The sequence below is a fragment of the Lactobacillus sp. UMNPBX12 genome, assembly GCF_002553955.1.
GTDB lineage: Bacteria > Bacillota > Bacilli > Lactobacillales > Lactobacillaceae > Lactobacillus > Lactobacillus crispatus.
Window position 1 is genome coordinate 57,645 of record NZ_PCYY01000003.1, and the last position, 20,153, is coordinate 77,797.

20 protein-coding genes are annotated in these 20,153 nt (G+C 38.0%); 19 read left to right on the forward strand and 1 reads right to left on the reverse strand.

Annotated features, from left to right (window positions below):
- Position 1 precedes the first annotated feature (1 nt).
- From CP363_RS02080 to CP363_RS02120, 9 genes are all read left to right on the forward strand, one after another.
- Complete coding sequence (locus tag CP363_RS02080; RefSeq protein ID WP_005721788.1) at positions 2–781, forward strand: ParA family protein; 780 nt, start codon at positions 2–4, stop codon at positions 779–781.
- Positions 759–1,646, forward strand: coding sequence for a ParB/RepB/Spo0J family partition protein (locus tag CP363_RS02085; RefSeq protein WP_089145811.1), 888 nt, complete (start codon positions 759–761; stop codon positions 1,644–1,646). Before CP363_RS02080 ends, CP363_RS02085 begins: the two co-directional genes overlap by 23 nt.
- Positions 1,639–1,902, forward strand: a complete 264-nt coding sequence (locus CP363_RS02090; RefSeq protein WP_005723772.1) for a DUF951 domain-containing protein — start codon at positions 1,639–1,641, stop codon at positions 1,900–1,902. Before CP363_RS02085 ends, CP363_RS02090 begins: the two co-directional genes overlap by 8 nt.
- A 53-nt stretch (positions 1,903–1,955) precedes the next feature.
- A complete protein-coding gene (gene ychF, locus CP363_RS02095; protein WP_089147101.1) occupies positions 1,956–3,056 on the forward strand; it encodes a redox-regulated ATPase YchF in 1,101 nt (366 codons plus the stop codon).
- An 8-nt stretch (positions 3,057–3,064) separates the two neighbouring features.
- Positions 3,065–3,850, forward strand: a complete 786-nt coding sequence (locus tag CP363_RS02100) for a DUF1129 family protein (RefSeq protein WP_098035756.1) — start codon at positions 3,065–3,067, stop codon at positions 3,848–3,850.
- Between the two features lie 146 nt (positions 3,851–3,996).
- Entirely contained in the window at positions 3,997–5,721 is a 1,725-nt protein-coding gene (locus CP363_RS02105; RefSeq protein WP_098035757.1) for an ABC transporter ATP-binding protein, read from the forward strand.
- Positions 5,722–5,742: 21 nt separating this feature from the next.
- Entirely contained in the window at positions 5,743–7,596 is a 1,854-nt protein-coding gene (locus CP363_RS02110) for an ABC transporter ATP-binding protein (protein WP_061205199.1), read from the forward strand.
- 63 nt (positions 7,597–7,659) lie between these two features.
- On the forward strand, positions 7,660–7,992 hold the full coding sequence (locus CP363_RS02115) for a hypothetical protein (RefSeq protein ID WP_089147098.1): 333 nt from the start codon (positions 7,660–7,662) through the stop codon (positions 7,990–7,992).
- A 136-nt stretch (positions 7,993–8,128) separates the two neighbouring features.
- Positions 8,129–9,370 carry an RNA-guided endonuclease TnpB family protein gene (locus tag CP363_RS02120; RefSeq protein ID WP_098035758.1) on the forward strand — a complete coding sequence of 414 codons (1,242 nt, stop codon included), beginning with the start codon at positions 8,129–8,131 and terminating at the stop codon, positions 9,368–9,370.
- A gap of 223 nt (positions 9,371–9,593) precedes the next feature.
- Here the strand turns inward: CP363_RS02120 and CP363_RS02125 are convergent, their stop codons facing one another.
- Complete coding sequence (locus CP363_RS02125) at positions 9,594–9,887, reverse strand: toxin-antitoxin system HicB family antitoxin (RefSeq protein ID WP_081307150.1); 294 nt, start codon at positions 9,885–9,887, stop codon at positions 9,594–9,596.
- 187 nt (positions 9,888–10,074) lie between these two features.
- Here CP363_RS02125 and CP363_RS02130 point away from each other — a divergent pair, with 187 nt between their 5' ends.
- The 10 genes from CP363_RS02130 to CP363_RS02180 all read left to right on the forward strand — a co-directional run bounded on the left by CP363_RS02130 (position 10,075) and on the right by CP363_RS02180 (position 20,019).
- Positions 10,075–10,761, forward strand: coding sequence for a response regulator transcription factor (locus CP363_RS02130; protein WP_005720977.1), 687 nt, complete (start codon positions 10,075–10,077; stop codon positions 10,759–10,761).
- 1 nt (position 10,762) lies between these two features.
- Positions 10,763–11,917, forward strand: a complete 1,155-nt coding sequence (locus tag CP363_RS02135; protein WP_098035759.1) for a cell wall metabolism sensor histidine kinase WalK — start codon at positions 10,763–10,765, stop codon at positions 11,915–11,917.
- 52 nt (positions 11,918–11,969) lie between these two features.
- The gene (locus tag CP363_RS02140; RefSeq protein WP_098035760.1) at positions 11,970–13,541 is read left to right on the forward strand and encodes a UDP-N-acetylmuramoyl-L-alanyl-D-glutamate--2,6-diaminopimelate ligase; all 1,572 of its coding nucleotides are present in this window, start codon (positions 11,970–11,972) and stop codon (positions 13,539–13,541) included.
- Between the two features lie 9 nt (positions 13,542–13,550).
- Positions 13,551–14,300, forward strand: coding sequence for an aspartate/glutamate racemase family protein (locus tag CP363_RS02145; RefSeq protein ID WP_005721782.1), 750 nt, complete (start codon positions 13,551–13,553; stop codon positions 14,298–14,300).
- A gap of 141 nt (positions 14,301–14,441) precedes the next feature.
- The gene (locus CP363_RS02150) at positions 14,442–14,765 is read left to right on the forward strand and encodes a bacteriocin immunity protein (RefSeq protein ID WP_098035761.1); all 324 of its coding nucleotides are present in this window, start codon (positions 14,442–14,444) and stop codon (positions 14,763–14,765) included.
- A 148-nt stretch (positions 14,766–14,913) separates the two neighbouring features.
- The gene (locus tag CP363_RS02155) at positions 14,914–15,138 is read left to right on the forward strand and encodes a hypothetical protein (protein ID WP_005726533.1); all 225 of its coding nucleotides are present in this window, start codon (positions 14,914–14,916) and stop codon (positions 15,136–15,138) included.
- A 281-nt stretch (positions 15,139–15,419) separates the two neighbouring features.
- Complete coding sequence (locus CP363_RS02165; protein WP_005720986.1) at positions 15,420–15,605, forward strand: hypothetical protein; 186 nt, start codon at positions 15,420–15,422, stop codon at positions 15,603–15,605.
- 207 nt (positions 15,606–15,812) lie between these two features.
- Positions 15,813–17,216, forward strand: a complete 1,404-nt coding sequence (locus CP363_RS02170) for an FAD-binding oxidoreductase (protein ID WP_089149902.1) — start codon at positions 15,813–15,815, stop codon at positions 17,214–17,216.
- A 146-nt stretch (positions 17,217–17,362) separates the two neighbouring features.
- Positions 17,363–19,669 (forward strand): glycoside hydrolase family 31 protein, encoded by a 2,307-nt coding sequence (locus CP363_RS02175; RefSeq protein WP_098035762.1) that lies wholly within the window; start codon positions 17,363–17,365, stop codon positions 19,667–19,669.
- A 164-nt stretch (positions 19,670–19,833) separates the two neighbouring features.
- The gene (locus CP363_RS02180; protein ID WP_061205100.1) at positions 19,834–20,019 is read left to right on the forward strand and encodes a hypothetical protein; all 186 of its coding nucleotides are present in this window, start codon (positions 19,834–19,836) and stop codon (positions 20,017–20,019) included.
- Positions 20,020–20,153 lie beyond the last annotated feature (134 nt).

The following is a 20,153-nucleotide window of genomic DNA, read 5'->3' on the forward strand; positions in this document are numbered from 1 at the left end:
TATGGTAAATGTAATTTCGGTTGCAAACCAAAAAGGTGGCGTAGGTAAAACCACTACGACCATCAATTTAGCAGCCTCAATTGCCGACCGTGGTTATCGCGTTTTAATTGTGGATATTGATCCACAAGGTAACGCTACCTCTGGTTTAGGAATTGAAAAATCAGAGATTGACCAGGACATTTACAATGTTTTGATTGACGAAATTCCTATTCAAGATACTATTCACCATACTTCAACGCCAAAGCTAGATATGGTTCCAGCCACAATCAACTTGTCTGGTGCTGAAACGGAACTAATTTCAATGATGGCTCGGGAGACACGCTTAAAGTCAGCTTTAGATGCAATTAGCGATCAATATGATTTTGTCTTTATTGACTGTCCGCCATCATTAGGGCAACTTTCAATTAATGCTTTTACTGCATCTGATTCAATTTTGATTCCAGTTCAGAGTGAATATTATGCTATGGAAGGACTTAGCCAACTTTTGAACACAATTCGTTTAGTCCAAAAGCATTTTAATAAAGATCTTGGCGTAGAAGGCGTTTTGTTAACAATGCTTGATGCCAGAACTAACTTGGGTGCTGAAGTGGTTAAAGAAGTGCAGTCCTACTTTAGCAAGAAAGTTTATAAGACCATCATTCCTCGAATTACTAAATTAGCTGAGGCCCCAAGTTATGGTCAGCCAATTACAGAATATGCACCAAAATCTCGTGGTGCCAAGGTATATGATGATTTAGCAAAAGAGGTGTTAAAAGCTCATGACAAGAGACTCAAGAAGTAAAGAGCCAAGAAAAAAGGGCGGCCTAGGTCGTGGTCTTGAAGCCTTATTTGAGGATGAGCCTCAAGTTCAAGAGGCAGAAGAAGTCCAAGAACTCGATTTGGGCGATATTCGGCCGAATCCTTATCAGCCTAGAAAAAGATTTGATGATAAGAGCTTAAAAGAACTGTCGGATTCTATTAAGGAAAATGGTGTTTTCCAGCCAATTATCGTGCGCGAATCAGTTAATGGATATGAGATCATTGCTGGTGAGCGTCGTTTCCGTGCTTCTAAATTGGCTAAGAAGAAGACTATTCCAGCAATTATTCGCAAGTTTAGCGAAAGCCAAATGATGGAAGTGGCAGTTCTAGAAAACTTGCAGCGTGAAGATTTAACTCCACTTGAAGAGGCGCAAGCTTATGAAATGCTGCAGAAGAATCTTGGCTTAACGCAAGAAGAAGTTTCGAAGCGGATGGGCAAGTCGCGACCATATATTGCTAATTATTTGCGTTTGCTCACTTTACCTAGCAAGACTAAGCGTTTACTCCAACATGGTGAACTGTCGATGGGACAAGCTAGAACGCTTTTAAGTTTGAAAGATAAGGAAAAGATTGATGCGCTGGCTAAGCGAGTAGTCAAGGAAGGGATGCCGGTGCGTAAGGTTGAAGCGGTAGTCAGTGAATTGAACGCTAAAAAACCTCGCAGCAAAAAGACCGTCAAGAAATCGGCCTTTATCCGGGCTAGCGAAAGCCAATTGGCTAATAAGTTTGGCTCTAGCGTCAATATTTCAGAAACACAAAAAGGAAAAGGACATTTGTCAATTGATTTTGCTTCAACTGATGAATTGAACCGCATTCTTGATTTGTTAGGTGTTGATTTAGATGGCTAAAGAAATTGTTTATAATTTGGCTGATACAGTTCAAATGAAAAAGCCTCATGCTTGTCAGACTAATGATTGGGAAATCCTGCGCATGGGTGCTGATATCAAATTAAAATGTATGGGTTGTGGGCACATAGTCATGATGCCGCGCAGCGAGTTTAACCGGAAGCTAAAAAAGCTATTAACTAAGGCGAATGATCCGGTTAATGCAAAAAAAGAGCAATATGTGCCAAAAGATCGTATCGCTCGGCCAAATTTTGGATAAAATAGACAAGTAAGTAAAAATAAAAAATTGATTTTAGAAAAAGAGGACAACAAATGTCATTAACTGCTGGTATTGTTGGTTTACCAAACGTTGGTAAGTCAACTTTGTTTAATGCGATTACTAAGGCTGGTGCCGAAATGGCTAACTATCCATTTGCCACCATTGAACCAAATGTCGGAATGGTTGAAGTTCCTGACAAGCGTTTGGCAAGAATTCAAGAATTGATTCCTGCTAAGAAGATTGTGCACACAACTTTTGAATTTACCGATATTGCTGGATTGGTTAAGGGTGCTTCAAAAGGTGAAGGTCTTGGTAACAAGTTCTTGGAAAATATTCGTCAAACTGATGCCATCGTTCACGTTGTTCGTGCCTTTGATGATGACAACATTACCTCAGTTACTGGTAAGGTTGATCCAGAAGAAGATATTAATACGATTAACTTGGAACTTGCCATCGCTGACCTTGATGCAGTTAACCGCCGAATCAACAAGGTAAAGAAGGTTGCTCAACAAGGTGACAAGGAAGCCAAGGCTGAAATGGCTGTTTTGAGCAAGTTGCAACCAGTACTTGAAGAAGGTAATGCTGCTCGTTCAATCGACTTTAATGAAGATGAACAAAAGATTGTTAAGGGCTTGTTCTTGTTAACTTCCAAGCCAGTTATCTACGTTGCTAACATTGCTGAAGACTCAATGGCTGATCCAGAAAGCGACAAGTATTACCAAATTGTTAAGAAGCATGCCGAAAGCGAAGGTGCAGAATGCTTAGGTATTTCTGCTGCAACTGAAGAAGAAATCGCTGGTATGGCTGATGATGAAAAGAAAGAATTCCTTGAGATGGAAGGCGTAGAAGAATCAGGCTTGGATCGTTTGATTCGTGCTGCATATCATATCTTAGGCCTTAGAACTTTCTTTACTGCTGGTGGTCCCGAAACTCGTGCCTGGACTTTCCACAAAGGGATGAAAGCTCCACAAGTTGCTGGTGTTATTCACTCAGACTTTGAACGTGGCTTCATTCGGGCCGAAGTAGTTTCATTTGATGATTTAGATAAGTTAGAAACTATGCAAAAGGTTAAGGAAGCTGGTAAGTTGCGTCTTGAAGGCAAGGACTACGAGGTTCAAGACGGCGATATTATTGAATTTAGATTTAATGTCTAGGAGTAAGAATGGCTGAAGAGACAAAGAAAGAACAAGATCAAACCAAAATTAACACTGAAAAACAAGCTAAATTAAAGAAGCAAACCGAGCTTGACACTCAAGATGAAAAAATTAAGCAGGAAGATCCAAAAACTTTGCGTGAAAAATTGAGTAATAAGAATAGGGATTATGTTTTCCGCTTGGAAAAAGAATTACAAAAACAAGGCTCAATGTCACGCGCTGATGCGGTTGCAATGACTAATGGCTTGCTCAGTGAAATCATTATTGCCCAACGTCATGGACAACCAGCCAATGGGCTTTACCTGGCTTCACCAGCAATTAAAGCTGAACAAATGCTTCATCCTAAGAAAAAGCCAGTGGCTACACCAACTTGGCAATTGATGGTTGATGGTAGTTTGCTTTATTCAGCACTGTTTTTTGCCATCTTTGGGGTAATGGTTTCATTTGAAAGTGGCAAACAAGCTTACAACGCACAGTGGGGCGTGTTAACTTTAGCAAGTATTGGTATTTTAATGGGTATAGTAATGGTCAAGTACAATGACTTACTGGTACCACAGGCAGGAAAACGACCTTCATGGGTTAAACTGATTCTAGGTGGAGTAGTTGTTGTGGTAATTATGCTTGTTGTATTGACCGTTTTGGCAACTCCATTATTACGTCCTATTAACCCTGTTTTGCCAGGACCAATTGATGTGGCTATTGCGGTAGTTGCTTATGGTGTACGTTATTTATTCAGAAAGCACTACAATATTATTGGTTCCGCATTTGCACCAAGGCCACAACAACATAAATAATTTACCTGTTTTGCAAGCATGTTAATTGAATTTCCGTAAAAATAAGCACATACTTAAACTTAATATAGATAAAAAAGATAAATGGAGATGATCCATTTATCTTTTTATTTGCGAGATTGAATAAAAGAATAGAAGGGTGGGTCTCTATGATCAAAACATTGAGCAAATCAATTAGGCAATATAAAAAATTGTCTTTGCTCTCACCAATGTTTGTTATTGGTGAAGTTATCATTGAAATGCTGATACCATATTTGGTCGGAATTTTGATTGATAACGGAATTATGAAGGGGGATATGTCCTATATTAGTAAAATGGGGCTATTGCTATTAGTGTTAACCATTATTTCGCTAATTTTAGGCGCTAGTGCGAGTTATGTCTCAGCTCATGCAGCTGCTGGTTTTGCCGCAAACTTGCGCCAAGACATGTTCTACCATATGCAGGACTATTCTTTTGAAAATATTGATCACTTTTCAAGTGCCAGTTTAGTTACACGTTTGACTACTGACGTTAACAACGTGCAAATGGCATATCAAATGATCATCAGAATTGCTGTTAGAGCACCAATGATGTTCATCGTTTCAATTATTATGTCAATTATTATTAGTCCGCGTTTATCATTAATCTTTGCAGTTTTAGGACCGGTTTTTGCAATTGCTTTGGGTTTGATTATTAAAACCGCTTATCCATACTTTCCTAAGATTTTTAGAGGGTATGACCGAATGAACCAAGTTGTGCGTGAAAATGTACGTGGTATTCGTGAAGTTAAGACTTACGTCCAAGAACAATCGCAGATTAAAGAATTCAAGAAGTCATCAGGTTTTATTTACAAGTTATTTGCGACTGCACAAAAGATTATGTCTTTGAACGCATTAGTAGTTGCAGCTGTTTTGAATATTTCAACGCTGTCAATCTGCTGGTTCGGTACAAAAGAAGTGGTTGGCGGTAGTTTACAAACTGGTCAATTAATTTCAATGTTTACTTATTCAAACTCAGTTTTGTTTAGTTTAAACATTTTAGCTATGATTACTACGCAATTGGTTATCTCAGGTGCCAGTGGTCGTCGTATTGCTTCAGTGATTACGGAAGAACCAACAATTGAAGATCCTAAGAAGCCATTGAAACGTTTGACCAATGGTGAAATTATCTTTGATCACGTTAGCTTTAAGTACGAACCTGCGGACAAGGCTGATGCTTTAAAAGATATCAATTTGCACATTAGGCCAGGTGAAACAATCGGGATTATTGGTGAAACAGGTTCATCGAAGTCAACCTTGGTTTCAATGATTCCGCGTCTTTATGATGTTACTTCTGGTGCCGTTCGGGTTGCAGGACACAACGTTAAGTCATATGACTTGAAGACCTTGCGTGATAACGTTGCGATGGTTTTACAAAAGAATGTGCTGTTCACAGGAACGATTAAGGATAACCTCAAGTGGGGTAACGAAAATGCAACCGATGAACAAGTTGTTGCCGCTGCTAAAATCGCCCATGCTGATGGTTTTATTCGTGAAATGCCAGATGGTTATGACACAATGGTGGAACAAGGCGGTAACAACGTTTCTGGTGGGCAAAAGCAAAGAATTACTATTGCCAGAGCCTTGCTTAAGAATCCGAAGATCTTGATCTTAGATGACTCCACCTCAGCTGTTGATACCAGTACTGAACGACAAATTAGAACGTCTTTGGCTAAAGATATGCCAGAAACTACTAAAATCATTATTTCACAAAGAATTGTTTCAATTAAGGATGCTGATCGGATTATCGTCATGGATCATGGTCAAATTCAAGCTATTGGAACCCACGATGAATTGATGAAGACTAACGAACTTTATAGTTCAATCGCTAAATTCCAGGAAGAACAAGGAAAGTAGGTGAGCAATTTGGATCAAGCAATGGAAAAAAGTAAAAATCAAACAAAGGGTAGCAGAACCAAAATATTATTGCGCCTATTGAAACTGGTTAATAGTACGAGTCCATGGATGCTCATCGTTTCCATGATCACTATTGTACTAGCAGCTGCCAGCAACGTTATTGGCTCGTTATTCATTGAACGTTTGATCAATAATTATATTGTGCCTTTAACTAAAGAAAAAGTTCCTAACTATGGCCCTCTAGCTACTGCAATTGCGGTAATGTTTGGGATCTATGCTATTGGCTTTTTATCCAACTACCTCTTTAACATGTTAATGGGTGTTTTGGCACAAAAGGTCCAATACCGTGTTCGTAACGAAATGTTTACCCACATGGAAAGCTTGCCAATTTCATACTTTGACCAAAATGAATTTGGTGATATCATGTCGCGTTATACTAACGATATTGATACCTTGATGCAGATGATTTCACAGTCAATTCCACAATTTACTAACTCAGCTTTGAGTTTATTGTTTGTAGTAGTTGCTATGTTTTCACTTAGTTGGCAATTGACGGTGTTCTCCTTCATTATTTTTGCTTTATCATTTGGAATTGTGCGCTACTTAACGGTTAGATCAAGTCACTTCTTCCAAGTCCAACAAAAGAAGCTGGGCCAAATCAATGGTTATAATGAAGAAATGCTTAATGGTTTGAAGGTCATCAAGGTCTTCAGCCATGAGCCACAATCTAAGGAAGGCTTTGATAAATATAATGATGAGTTGCGTCAAGCCTCAGGTAAGGCTAACACTTACGCTACAATTTTATTCCCAATTATGGGTAACATGGGTAACTTGCTTTACGTTTTGATCGCCTTTGTTGGTGGTGCTGCTGCAATTAATAGTTGGGCTCCGCTTTCACTTGGTGCCATTGGTTCATTCTTACAGTTATCTAAGCAATTCAGTATGCCAATTGCCCAAATTTCGCAACAATTAAACTCTATTGTAATGGCTTTAGCTGGTGCAGAAAGAATTTTCAACTTGGAAGATCAAAAGTCAGAAGCTGACCAAGGTACAGTTACTCTTTCTAAGAAAAACGATGAAGTCGGCAGTAAGTGGTACTGGAATGTACCACAAAAAGATGGCTCAACCAAGAAGGTTCAAGTTCGTGGTCATATTATTTTTGATCATGTTAACTTTAGCTACGTACCAGATCATCAAATCTTGCATGACATTTCCATTAATGCCAAACCGGGAATGAAGGTAGCTTTAGTTGGTGAAACCGGTGCAGGTAAGACAACCATCTCTAACATGCTTAACCGTTTCTACGATATTGATTCAGGAACGATTACTTATGACGGTATTCCAATTAAAAACATTAAAAAAGATGATTTGAGAAAATCACTTTCAATTGTTTTACAGGAAACCCACCTCTTTACTGGCACAATTATGGACAATATCCGCTTTGGTAATCCAGATGCCAGTGATGACGATGTTTATCAAGCAGCCAAGTTATCACACGCAGATGAATTTATCCATGACCTTGATCACGGTTATGAAACTGTGATTGATGGTGATGGCGGCGACCTTTCACAAGGGCAAATACAGCTGTTGTCAATTGCGCGGGCAATGATTGCTGATGAGCCAGTAATGATTCTTGATGAAGCTACCTCAAGTATTGATACTCGAACTGAAAAAATGGTTCAAGCCGGGATGGACAACTTGCTTACTGGTAGAACTAGTTTTGTTATTGCTCACCGTCTGTCAACGATTGTTAACTCAGATTTAATCTTGGTACTTGATCATGGTCATATTATTGAACATGGTAACCACGATGAATTAATCAAGCAAAAGGGTTACTACTATGAACTCTACACTGGCAAGAAGGAAATTCAATAAGCGTTAAACAAGGCAGCTGCTACTTAATCGTGTTGGGATAAGGGCAGAAAGAAGGCCTTTATTATGAAAAAGGGTAGTCTATGGCTGGTATCAATCTTATTGGTACTGCTTGGAGTGATGGTCTACTGGGATCATGGTTTTAAAGATTTTGGTCGGTCGGGAATGATCTTAACTTCAGTTTTACTTGTTTTAACGATTTTAATTGCATTCTTTGCGACAGTTAGTGATACCTTTAATTCTTGGATCGGCTCCTGGTGGGTTGTTCCAGATGGTATCTTATTCGGTTTTGCTAGCATGCTTGATTATGCAGCAGCACCTAAGATCTGCTGTTTTGCTTTGCTATTTATCGTCTGCGTTTATGTCGAAACTAAATTGCATGATGATAAGGTAAAGTAAATAGAATGAATACACGTTTTTCATTGATAAACTTGGGACTGATTAATCAGTCCCTTTTTTCCTTTCTATAATTTATATATTTCACTACTTAAATACGATATAATACATAGTGAATATCATAAAGGGGGTGATTATTTTGGATCAGTCTATAACTATTAAAGCACAACTGCTTAATATTGATGGTGAAACTGCAAGTGCGTTTAGAGATACTGTGCTTATGTATCGTGATGCTTGCAACTTTATTTCTCAATATGTTTTTGACCATGATTTTGAATTGCATCAAGCTAAATTGAACAAAGCTTTATATCATGATTTGCGTGATAAGTTTGCCCTTAAAAGTCAAATGGCTCAATCCGCAATCAAAACTGTAATTGCAAGATATAAGACGGTTAAGACGCAATTAAGTCAAAAGCCTTATCGCTATGATACTGGCAAAACAGATTCCAAAGGACATGCTATCTGGTCACAGTTTTCACGTGGTCTTTCTTGGCTTTGGCAGCCTATTTTCTTTAAACGTCCACAACTTGATTTACAGCGTGGTCGGGATTGGTCTTACAAAGCTACTACTAATCAGCTATCCTTAAATACCCTGCAAGGCAGAAAGGCAGTTGATTTTGCTTGCAAGGGCTTTGACCAATACCTTGATGAAAGCAAGTGGAAATTTGGCTCGCTTAAACTACTGCAATTTAGAAACAAATGGTATGTACATTTAAGTGCCACAATCTCATTACCTGACTTTCAAGCCTCACAAGCTGAGCATGTTGTTGGAATTGATCGTGGATTGCGCTTTTTAGCTTCTTGTTATGATGAACAAGGCAAAACCCTGTTTTATAATGGGCAGAAAGTATTGCGTAAAAGACGGAAATATAAGAAACTGCGTGCTCAGCTTCAAGCCAAGGGTACTAAATCTGCCAAAAGAAGATTGAAGAAGATTGGTCAACGAGAGAACCGCTGGATGAGCGATGTCAACCATTGCTTAACTAAGACACTCATTGACCATTATGGATCTAACACAATCTTTGCATTAGAAGATTTAACCGATGTGCGCTTTGCGACTGAGAAGTCCTCAAAAGATCGGCGCTATGAAATGGTATCGTGGGCTTTTTACCAATTTGAGCAGTTTTTGACTTACAAAGCCAACTTAAACTCTTCTGCTGTAGTTAAAGTCCCAGCTAAATATACCAGTCAGCGCTGCCCTAAGTGTGGACGGATTCGCAAGGAAAATCGAAATCATGATTTGCATTTGTACGTTTGTGACAAATGCGGCTATAAGTCAAATGATGATCGTCTTGCCTCAATGAATATCCAATTTTTAGGCACGCTATACCGCAGTGGTGAAGAGGCACCGCAGTTTAATAAACAAGCATCTGCCGAGTAAATCTTGGCAGATAAACGGGCATAGTCAACTGCCCGATGATGTAGTCTCTTTAGGTGGGAGTCACAAGACGCTAATACCACTATCTGTAAGCAGATGAGAACTACAAACCCCTGAATTTATTCAGGGGTAGTTGATGATGGAGAAACGTGTATTTTTTAGTACTAGAATTTCCCATAGAAAAATCTTCGAAATTTGTGGTTATATTTCGAAGGCTTTTTTTGATTTATTCTTGTGCTAATTTACTTACAATGAATGCGTTTAAAGAAACATTTTCGTCTTCGGCTTCTTCAGCTAGGTGAGCGTGTAATGATTTAGGCATTCTTAATAATAATTTTCCTGAATATTTTTTGGTTAATGGTTCAGGAATTTTTACATTGCGTCGAAGACAAGATGAAAACCATGCTTTTTTTGCTTCTTCTAGTTCAGCCATTCCTTCTTCTAGATCATCACCATAGGCAATTAGGCCAGGAAGTCTTGGTACTGTTACTCTGTAGTAAGTTTCACCATCATCTTCCATAATTTTTTGAAATTCAGTCTTTTCTTACTGGCTTTTGCCGAAACTTTTCTTCTAATTTTTTAGAAAAAATAAAGATAGGGGATGATCTTAGGCCTTTTTATGAAAAATGGGTAAAATAGGGATAAGATTTGCTAAACTATAAATAGTTAATTCGAAGAATAATAAACAAGAAGGAGGAACATTCCTCGTGAAAATTTTAGTTGTTGATGATGACAAAGAAATCGTAGAACTATTAAGCATCTATCTTAAAAATGAAGGCTATGAACCTGTCGCAGCTTACAGCGGTAAGGAAGCAATTACTAAATTGACCACTACGCCAGATATCGTTTTGATGATTTTGGATGTGATGATGCCAAATATGTCAGGAATCGATGTAATTAAGGAAGTTAGAAAAGACTCCGATATTCCAATTATTATTGTTTCTGCTAAAACCGGTGATATGGACAAGATTCAAGGATTAATCACTGGTGCCGATGACTATGTTTCTAAGCCATTCAATCCACTTGAAGTAATGGCTCGTGTACGTTCACTTTTGAGAAGAAGTCAAAAGCAAGTTAAGAATGAAAAACCAGATATTTTGGAAGTAGGACCATTGGTAATTAACCGTGATTCACATGAAGTTAAGACTATTGATGGTAAGACTATCCAATTAACTGCCTTAGAATTCGGTATCTTATACTTACTTGCTAGTCACCCTAACCGTGTTTTTTCAGCTGATGAAATCTTTGAACGTGTTTGGCAACAAGAATCAATTGTTTCAGCTAAAACTGTCATGGTACACGTGTCACACCTTCGTGATAAAATTCAAAAAGCCACTGATGGTGAGGATGTCATCCAAACTGTTTGGGGCGTAGGTTACAAGGTCGAGGCATAAGATGAAAAAAGAACGCGTCAAGCTAACTGGCGCCGAAAAGAGCGAATTGTTTGCAGAAGGGGTCGTAACGGTCGTCCTTCTGCTTTTATTAAATTTATCAATTATCATTCTGATTCACTTAGCTATTTTGCAGGATGAAAGCCTGGTCAACGGAATCTACTTTCTAAAAAAGACGATCACTTTTGCAGGTGGCTATCATCTCTGGTCCTGGCAAAACGTATTCATCGTCTTAATGGGAGTGGGCGACTTGGTTGTTTTGTACTGGCGCTTGATTCGACGCTATCACCAAATGCAGCTACGTCACATTATTTTGGAACTTCACTATATTGCTAATGGTCATTTTGATCATCGGATTAATTTTCGGGTACGACCAGAATTGCAACGAGTAGTGGATTCGATTAATTCGTTGGTTGATAGTACTGTAAATTCGATTAATGAAGAACGGGCAATTGAGCAATCTAAGGATGAATTGATCACTAATGTTTCGCACGATATCAGAACGCCGCTAACATCAATTATTGGTTATCTTGGTTTGTTAAAAGCAGGAGTGACTTCGCCAGAAGATCAGAAAAAGTATGTCAATATTGCCTATACTAAGGCAGAACAAATGAAAGCACTGGCTAACGATTTGTTTGAATATACTACTTTGAAGTCGACCAATACTAAGTTAAATTTGACTGACTTGCATATTTATTCAATGTTGGAGCAGGTAGCGGCCGGTTTTGAATTAGAAGCAGAAAAAAATGGCATTGAAATAGAGATTGAAGCGCGGCCAAAGAATCTAACGATTAAGGCTGATGCGGAAAAGCTGGTCCGCGTTTACAATAATTTGATTTCTAATGCTTTCAAGTATGGTACAGGGGCAACTAAAATTAAATTGGTAGCCAATTTAGTCAACAAACGTGAAGTAGAGTTGCGCGTTGAAAATAATGGGGCACCAATTCCGAAGAAATCATTAAATAAAATCTTTGAGCGTTTTTACCGGGTAGAAACTTCGCGAAATACTAAGACAGGCGGAACTGGTTTGGGATTATCTATCACCAAAGGTGTGGTTGATTTACACCATGGTACAATTCGCTGTGAATCAAACGAAAAGTGGACTAGTTTTATTATTCGTTTGCCACTTGATCCGAAGAAAGCGTCACCAACACACTAGCTGTGTTATAATTTTGACTGAAATGTTTTAAATACAACGAGGAGAAAAGCTAATGAGTATTTCCTTAAATACCTGTATATTAATCTTAAAAGAGCATCACTTGCTCAAGTCAAGCGCAGTGCAAGATACAGTAGCTACTAAAATGGACTATGTGTCTTATGACTCACGCGATATTCAAACTAATACATTGTTCTTCTGCAAGGGAGCAGGCTTTAGACCAACTTATTTGTCAATGGCTAAAGACAATGGGGCCATTTGTTATGTAGCTGAACAACCATATCCAGAAGGAAAAGGAATGCACGCTTTAATTGTGCGCGATGTTTCTAAGGCAATGGCTCTTTTGTCAGCTGCTTTCTTCCGTTTTCCACAAGATGACTTGTTTGTTGTAGCTTTCACTGGTACAAAGGGAAAGACTACATCAGCATACTTTTTGAAAGGGATGCTTGATCAAGCAAATGGTGGTAAGACAGCTCTGATTTCTTCAGTTAATGATGTGGTCGGTCCTAAGCCTGAAGATAGCTTTAAGTCAAGCTTGACCACACCAGAGAGTTTGGACTTATTCCGAGACATGAGAACGGCTGTTGATAATGGCATGACTCACTTGGTAATGGAAGTTTCTAGTCAAGCATATAAGAAAAATCGTGTCTTCGGTTTAACTTATGATTTAGGCTTTTTCCTGAATATTAGTCCAGACCATATTGGTCCTAACGAACACCCTAATTTTGCAGATTATTTGCACTGCAAGTTACAATTGCTTGTTAACTCACGTAAATGTATTATCAACGCTGAAACTGCACACTTTGATGAAGTCTACGCTGCCGCAACAACTACTACCAACCCCGATAGTATTTATTTGTTTGCCCGCGATAATTTTGAAAATCCAGACTTGAAGCAGCCAATTGATTTCAGATTCTCTTCTGAACAATTAGATATGAAAGAAACTCGGTTCAATTTAGTTTGTGCTAGTGATAAGGCACGTAAATTGCCAATTAATGGTGATTATACTTTAAAGATGCTGGGTGATTTCAACGAGTCAAATGGTACTGCCGCAATTATTGGAGCAGGCTTGGCTGGACTTAACCATGATCAATGTGCGAAGGGTATTCGCGATGTTACTATTCCAGGCCGGATGCAAACCGAGAGAACAAAGAAGCACGGCATGGTTGTAGTTGACTACGCTCATAATAAGGCCTCAATGATGGCTTTAATGAGATTTATGCGTAACGAATTCAACGATCCTAAGATTATGGTTGTTGTTGGAGCTCCTGGTGATAAAGGCGTGTCACGTCGTCCCGGTTTTAGTGAAAGTTTGACTGCATACGCAGATAAAGCATTTTTAACTACAGACGATCCGGGCTTTGAAGATCCAAAGAGTATTGCCGAAGAAATTGATTCAGGAATAGATCACTCTAAGTGCGACGTTACTATTGAGTTAGATCGTAAGAAGGCCATTCATGATGCGATTGCCATGGCTACGCCAGATGATGTTGTGCTAATCTGTGGTAAGGGGGCTGACGCTTTCCAAAAGATTCGCGGAGTAAATACCCCATATCCATCTGATATTGTGGTTGCACAGCAGGTAATTAATGAGTTGGAAGGTCAAGAAGAACACTTTAGAAAGTAAGTGAAAATAGTGAAACACTTCTTTAGTATTATTGGCGGCATGGGAACTATTGCCACAGAAAGCTACGTTCGTTTAATTAATCACCGTGTAAAAATAGCTAAGGACCAAGATTATTTAAATTATATTTTGGTTAATGATGCACAAATTCCTGATAGAACGGCTTATATTAAAGATCATACTAAACCAAACTTTTTCTATGATTTACGTGACGATGTGCTGGGCCAAGCCAAATTGGGACCAGACTTCTATGTGATGCCATGCAATACCGCTCACTATTTTTATGATGATTTGGCTGCATTGACTGATATTCCATTTTTACATATGATGAGAATAGCAGTGCATCAATTTATTGAAAAATACCCACAAGAAAAGAAAATTGGCTTGATTGCGACTGAAGGGTCAATCTATGATCATTTGTATGTGGATGAAATTCATGCGGTTCACCGTGAGGCAGAATTAGGTGGTCCGGAAATTCAACCGATGGTTAATAAGCTCATTTATTCCGATATTAAAGAAAAGGGAATGGTTGATGGTAAATTGTACCACCAGATCTTGCAAAAAATGCATGATGATTATGGCTGCAACGTAATCTTGCTGGGATGTACAGAATTGTCGTTAGCTCAGGAAAAGGCACCAGATCATCCTTACAATGTGATTGACCCACAATCAATTATTGCGGATGTATCGATTGAATTAGCTTTGAAGATTCGTAATGGTATGGATTCTAAAAAAGCATGTGCTAAGTATATGTATAAGTAACTCTGCAATGAGGTAAAAAGCTCTGCTACTTGCAGAGTTTTTTATTAAAATAAATGAATCGATGAAGAACATGAAAGATTCTAAAATGGTTGTAGGGATGCATCCTGATATTAATGAAAAAGTCGAAAAAGAGGGATAAAAATGTATCAAGAAAATAAAGATGGTTTAAAACAATGGCTATTAAGTAATATTACTGACCTACTAGTAAATGAAGATACTAAGCCAGAAGAAAGAAAAATCCTACTTGATGCAAAGCATGAGTTAGAAAATGGTGAATCAGCTAATTATGTCTGCAACTTAATTCGAGTTGGTCTTGATCCATTAAGCTGGCAGAGTAAATTGTCACATGATGTGATGAAGTTTCATTATGCAATTACTAGTGATGCTCGTCCCGTATCAGCTAAAGCAGGTGCATGTGGTGGTGCTGCCTTAGGAATGGCTTTTTCAGGTCTTATGGGCAAATAATTATTGATTCAAAAGGGAGATTAAGCGCCATATTTTGCTTAATCTCCCTTATTTTTTACCAAATAAGTCTAAAAAACGACCGAATCTGTCACTTTTGTTTATTGACCTTCAATTTGTGGCACAATATTTTTATGAAAGAGAAAACTTGATGAACAATAAAAACTCTAAACCTAAATTTTCAGGTTTAAATATGCTAATTTCAATTTTAATTGGCTGGGCGATTTTTTTCTTTGGGGCCTGGGCCTGTATGAAATTTAGCTCGGAATTTTTTGCTATGCCTCGCTTTATTGCAGTGATTATAGTTTCTATAGCTGGGGCGGTAGTGATCGGACCAGCTATCTATGGCTTTTTATACCTGGGGAGAAAAAAGTAAATACTAAAAGATGTTGACAAATTGACTAATAAATATTAGTGTATTAGTTAAGTAGTACAGAGAGGACTCGTAGACATGCTGGTAATGAAAATAATTTTTAACGTGCTAATCGCATATTTGGTAATTTGCACAGTAATTTCAATCATTAGAACTGTAGGTGCCAAACGCGAAGAGTGGCATGTTTACAACGGCCAGGGCATGAGCTTCAATCAAGCTTTCGTCAGATACTTCATTGAAGATGCGACTCTGGGTCAAGTGACGATATAGCGGGGGATAGATCAATGCTTTACTTAGTATATATTTTAATCGGTATGTTAATTGTCTTGGGTGTTAATTTGTTAATCACTGCATTTTGGGCTTTACATGATATGTATGTGAAAAAAGAAAATGCAGATTTACCTACTTTTAAAAAGTATTTTGTGAAAAACAATAATATTCCAACTAAGATGTCGGATTTATTTAACTAGAAACTGCCGTAAGGCAGTTTTTTTGTTTTCATATTTTGTGTAATAGTTATTTAAATGAAAGTCGATACTATCGCATTTTAAAGTGAGGTAGTATGGAAATTTGCTTTTTTAGATAAAAAAATCTTCAGTTCTTGTTTTTGACACCGCTTACAAAAGCGGATACATTAGTTAATATAGGATGTTTCAATTTGGAAAGAAGTGTCAAAGATGGACTTTAAAAAATTAACTGCAACAGATATAGATAATTTGAGTAAATTTATCTCAGATCCAGAGCGATTCATTACTAAGCCAACTGTTCATTGGGATCATGACCAATTTAAGACGGTTAGAGCAATGCCTGACTTGGTAATTCAACCTGAAACTAATGAAGAAGTCGAAAACGTTGTTAAATATGCAAGTGATCATCATATTCCTATCGTTCCGCGTGGTAATTCGACTGGTCTAATGGGTGGCAATTTAACCGTTGAAGGTGGCATTTCACTGGATATGGTGAAAATGAATAAGGTTTTGGAATACGAGCCAGAAAGTCTAACGATGACTGTGCAAGCAGGTATTCGGTTGAAAGATATTGAAGAATATTTAGCCAATAAACCATTTACTTATATGCCAGCTCCAGCAATGCATTGGGCTACAATTGGTGGTAATGTGGATACTAACGCCGGTGGGTTGAAAGCAATTAAATATGGCGTTACTCGAGAACATATCCGCGAATTGAAGGTTGTTTTAACTGATGGTAAACTTTACAAATTTGGCGCTAAGGCAGTTAAGTCCTCATCAGGTTATTCGTTAAAAGACCTGATCATTGGCTCAGAAGGGACTTTAGGTGTAGTAACTGAAGTTACCATGCGTTTATATCCACGTCCTAAACAATCGATCAATGCAATTATTCCGTTTCCTAATTTGGATGAAGCAATTAAATCAGTACCAGCAATTTTGGCTTCTGGTGTAGTGCCAACAACCGTTGAATTTATGGGTAGAAAAGTCATTAGTCTCTGGGAAAAGTATTACGATGAAAAATTCCCAATTGCAAATGGCGATGGCTTCATTATTCTAGGGCTTGATTCTTTAACTAAAGAGGAATTGGATGCGGAATTAAAGCTTGCCCTTGCAGCAACGAAGAAGTTTAAAGCAGCTGATGCGGTAATTTTAGATGCTAATTCAGAGGAAGCAAAGAAAATTTGGGCTTGTCGGGAAGCATTACTTTTGGCTATTCAAAAGTCCACGCCAAAGATGGATGAAGTTGATATTTGTGTGCCAATTAATCATATTCCTGATGTTTTGCATAGAGTTGATGAATTGGAACAAGAGGTTGGTATGCGAATTCCTAACTTTGGCCATGCAGGCGATGGTAATTTACATATTTATCTTTGCTCAGATGCAATGAGTGACGAAGAGTTTGAGCAAAAGAGTCATTATGTGATTACCGAACTTTATAAGACAGCTAAAGCTTTGGATGGAAATATGTCTGGCGAGCATGGTATTGGTTATGCCCGCAAAGATTGGTTTGAGGATTTCTATGGTCATGATTACACTGAACTTTTGAGAAAGATCAAGCATGTTTTTGATCCAAATTATGTTTTGAATCCAGATAAGATTTTTCCAATGGAATAAATTAAATAAAACTGCCGTAAGGCAGTTTTTTTGTATTTAAATACAAAAATTTTTGAAGGTGTTTTTTCTGGTATGACCCAATTGATTAGCTTATTGTGCTAAAATTGAAAGCGAATACATAACTTTTGATTTTTTAGAGGTAAATTATGATTAATCAACTTACTGATTTTACTAAAGATGGACAAAAAATTACCTTAAACTATGAGAATGGACCAATGATTTTGACCGTGTTAACACCGGAAATTATGCGATTCTTTCAAGATCGAGGTAATGCTAGCAATTCTTATGCTATCGAAGGCGATAAAGAAATTAAAACTGATTTTACAGTTAAAAATAAAGGCGGTCATATTGAAATAGCCACGGCTAAGTTGATAGTAAAAGCTTATGATGATGAAAAAATTGACGTCTTTGATGAACAAGGCAATCCATTGGTCGTAGATTATCGGGGGAAAAGAACCCCAATTGACCGACAGATGGATGAGGAACATTTGAAGTTGGCTGAATCTGAAGGCCATGATGTGGATAAATTGTTGGGGAAGCATGACGGCGATTATTATGAAGTGGTCAAATCACTAGCAGATGACGAAGAATTTTATGGCTTGGGTGATAAAACCGGCTATTTGAACAAACGCCACTATGCTTATGATAATTGGAATACTGACAATCCTGATCCGCAAGTAGAGAGCTTTACCCGTTTGTATAAGTCGATTCCAATTTTATTAGGATTAAAAAATGGTCATCCTTATGGTATCTTTTTTGACAATACTTACCGTAATCATATTGACTTAGGTAAGGAAAGCAACAATTATTATTACTATTCAGCTGATAATGGTAATTTAGATTATTATGTTATTGGTGGGGCCTCACTCAAGGCGGTTGTCACGAATTATACCTACTTAACAGGCCGTGTACCAATGCCACAGAAGTGGACTCTGGGCTATCAGCAATCGCGCTGGGGCTATAGTGTTAGCCAAAAGCAGGTAGAAAAAATTGCGGAAAATCTGCGTAAATATGATTTGCCTTGTGATGTCTTGCATCTTGATATTGATTACATGAAGGGCTATCGTGTCTTTACTTGGCGCAAGGATACTTATGAAGCTCCAGAAGAGTTTATTAAAAAAATGCGTAAATTGGGCTTCAGGATTATTACTATTATTGATCCGGGCGTAAAAAAAGATGATGCTGATTATAAAATTTATCAAGAAGGTATTGAAAAGGGCTACTTCGTTAAGGCAACAGATGGTACTGTTTATGTAAATGAAGTTTGGCCAGGGGATGCCGTCTTCCCAGACTTTGGCCGTGAAGAAGTGCGTCAATGGTGGGCTAAGAACTGCAAGTACTTGGTTGACCTAGGCGTGGCTGGTATTTGGGATGATATGAATGAACCTGCTTCATTTAGAGGTGAAATTCCAGGCGATGTTGTTTTCCATAATGAAGAAGAAGCTTCAACGCATAACAAGATGCACAATGTTTATGGTCACAACATGGCTAAGGCAACTTATGAGGGTTTGAAAAAGTATTCAGGTAAGCGGCCATTTGTAATCACGCGTGCAGCATATGCCGGAACTCAAAAGTTTTCCACAGTCTGGACGGGTGATAACCAAAGTTTGTGGCCACATGTGCAAATGATGATTCCGCAATTATGTAATTTGGGTCTGAGTGGCTTCAGCTTTGCTGGTACTGACATTGGCGGCTTTGGAGCTGATACAACGCCAGAATTATTAACACGTTGGATTGAGGGAGCATTGTTTAGTCCGCTTTATAGAAACCATGCGGCACTTGGTACGCGCTCACAAGAACCATGGGTCTTTGGTGAATCAACTTTATCGATATACCGTAAGTATTTGAAGTTACGCTACCGCTTTATTCCTTATTTATATGATGAATTCTACCGTGAAACTCAGACTGGGCTACCAGTTATGCGGCCGTTGGTCTTAAATTATGAAAATGATCCACATGTGTATAACTTAAACGATGAGTATATGGTAGGCGAGGACATTTTGACAGCTCCAGTTGTCCAGCAAGGTCAAACTAAGCGTGCGGTGTACTTACCTAAAGGTGAATGGATTGACTTCTGGAACGGTGTAGAGTATTCAGGTGGGAATACAATTTTAGTTGATGCTCCAATTGATAAATTACCGCTATTTATTAAAAAAGATACGATTCTACCGTGGGGTAAGGAAGTCGACCATATTTCTGATGAACCGGATAAAGATATGACATTCAGAGTATTTGGTAATGGCGGCAAGTATAGACACTATCAGGATAACGGCGTTGACTTTGAGTATCAAAAAGGCGAGTATAACTTGTACGATATTGAAGTTGATCATGATCAAGTGACGGTCAAATTAGCGCATCATGGCTATGCACATGAATATCAGCGAATTATAGTTGAATTAGCTGATCGTAAAGTAGTATTTAACTACTGCGAAGGCGAATATACAGAAGCATAATTTAAATGACAGGAATAACTCCAAATAACAGGGTTATTCCTGTTATTTTTGTTTTTTATTGTATTATTCTAAAAATATTTTTGTTGGATAAAACGTTGATTTATCAAGCTTTATGAAGGATGGCTTACGTGAAGAGAGAAATAAGTGATTGAGAGGTAATAACGATGATGACTGAATTAACTACTGAAACTGAATTAAGATTTAACGTAAAGACTGTTAGTGTTGAAGACATGACCAACATGCTTGAAGAAGACGGCTGGAAGCAAGAATCAATGCATTTTGCAGAAAACAAGATCTCAGCTAATGCAATGGCATCAATGCTTGAAGATTTAGGTTGGAAAGAAAACTAAAAGTCAAAATAAGAAAAATTCTAACTACGATGTAGTAGTGAAGTCACATCGCATTATCAATCAACTAAGAGAGCTAGTATGGAAAATATTCCATGCTAGTTTTTTTATTGTGGAAATTATATATCTGCTTTTAT

Coding starts and splice junctions, on each gene's coding strand:
- CP363_RS02080 (WP_005721788.1), top strand. CDS start 2: ATGGTAAATGTAATTTCGGTTGCAAACCAAAAAGGTGGCGTAGGTAAA.
- CP363_RS02085 (WP_089145811.1), top strand. CDS start 759: ATGACAAGAGACTCAAGAAGTAAAGAGCCAAGAAAAAAGGGCGGCCTA.
- CP363_RS02090 (WP_005723772.1), top strand. CDS start 1,639: ATGGCTAAAGAAATTGTTTATAATTTGGCTGATACAGTTCAAATGAAA.
- ychF (WP_089147101.1), top strand. CDS start 1,956: ATGTCATTAACTGCTGGTATTGTTGGTTTACCAAACGTTGGTAAGTCA.
- CP363_RS02100 (WP_098035756.1), top strand. CDS start 3,065: ATGGCTGAAGAGACAAAGAAAGAACAAGATCAAACCAAAATTAACACT.
- CP363_RS02105 (WP_098035757.1), top strand. CDS start 3,997: ATGATCAAAACATTGAGCAAATCAATTAGGCAATATAAAAAATTGTCT.
- CP363_RS02110 (WP_061205199.1), top strand. CDS start 5,743: ATGGAAAAAAGTAAAAATCAAACAAAGGGTAGCAGAACCAAAATATTA.
- CP363_RS02115 (WP_089147098.1), top strand. CDS start 7,660: ATGAAAAAGGGTAGTCTATGGCTGGTATCAATCTTATTGGTACTGCTT.
- CP363_RS02125 (WP_081307150.1), bottom strand. CDS start 9,887: ATGGAAGATGATGGTGAAACTTACTACAGAGTAACAGTACCAAGACTT.
- CP363_RS02135 (WP_098035759.1), top strand. CDS start 10,763: ATGAAAAAAGAACGCGTCAAGCTAACTGGCGCCGAAAAGAGCGAATTG.
- CP363_RS02140 (WP_098035760.1), top strand. CDS start 11,970: ATGAGTATTTCCTTAAATACCTGTATATTAATCTTAAAAGAGCATCAC.
- CP363_RS02150 (WP_098035761.1), top strand. CDS start 14,442: ATGTATCAAGAAAATAAAGATGGTTTAAAACAATGGCTATTAAGTAAT.
- CP363_RS02155 (WP_005726533.1), top strand. CDS start 14,914: ATGAACAATAAAAACTCTAAACCTAAATTTTCAGGTTTAAATATGCTA.
- CP363_RS02165 (WP_005720986.1), top strand. CDS start 15,420: ATGCTTTACTTAGTATATATTTTAATCGGTATGTTAATTGTCTTGGGT.
- CP363_RS02170 (WP_089149902.1), top strand. CDS start 15,813: ATGGACTTTAAAAAATTAACTGCAACAGATATAGATAATTTGAGTAAA.
- CP363_RS02175 (WP_098035762.1), top strand. CDS start 17,363: ATGATTAATCAACTTACTGATTTTACTAAAGATGGACAAAAAATTACC.
- CP363_RS02180 (WP_061205100.1), top strand. CDS start 19,834: ATGATGACTGAATTAACTACTGAAACTGAATTAAGATTTAACGTAAAG.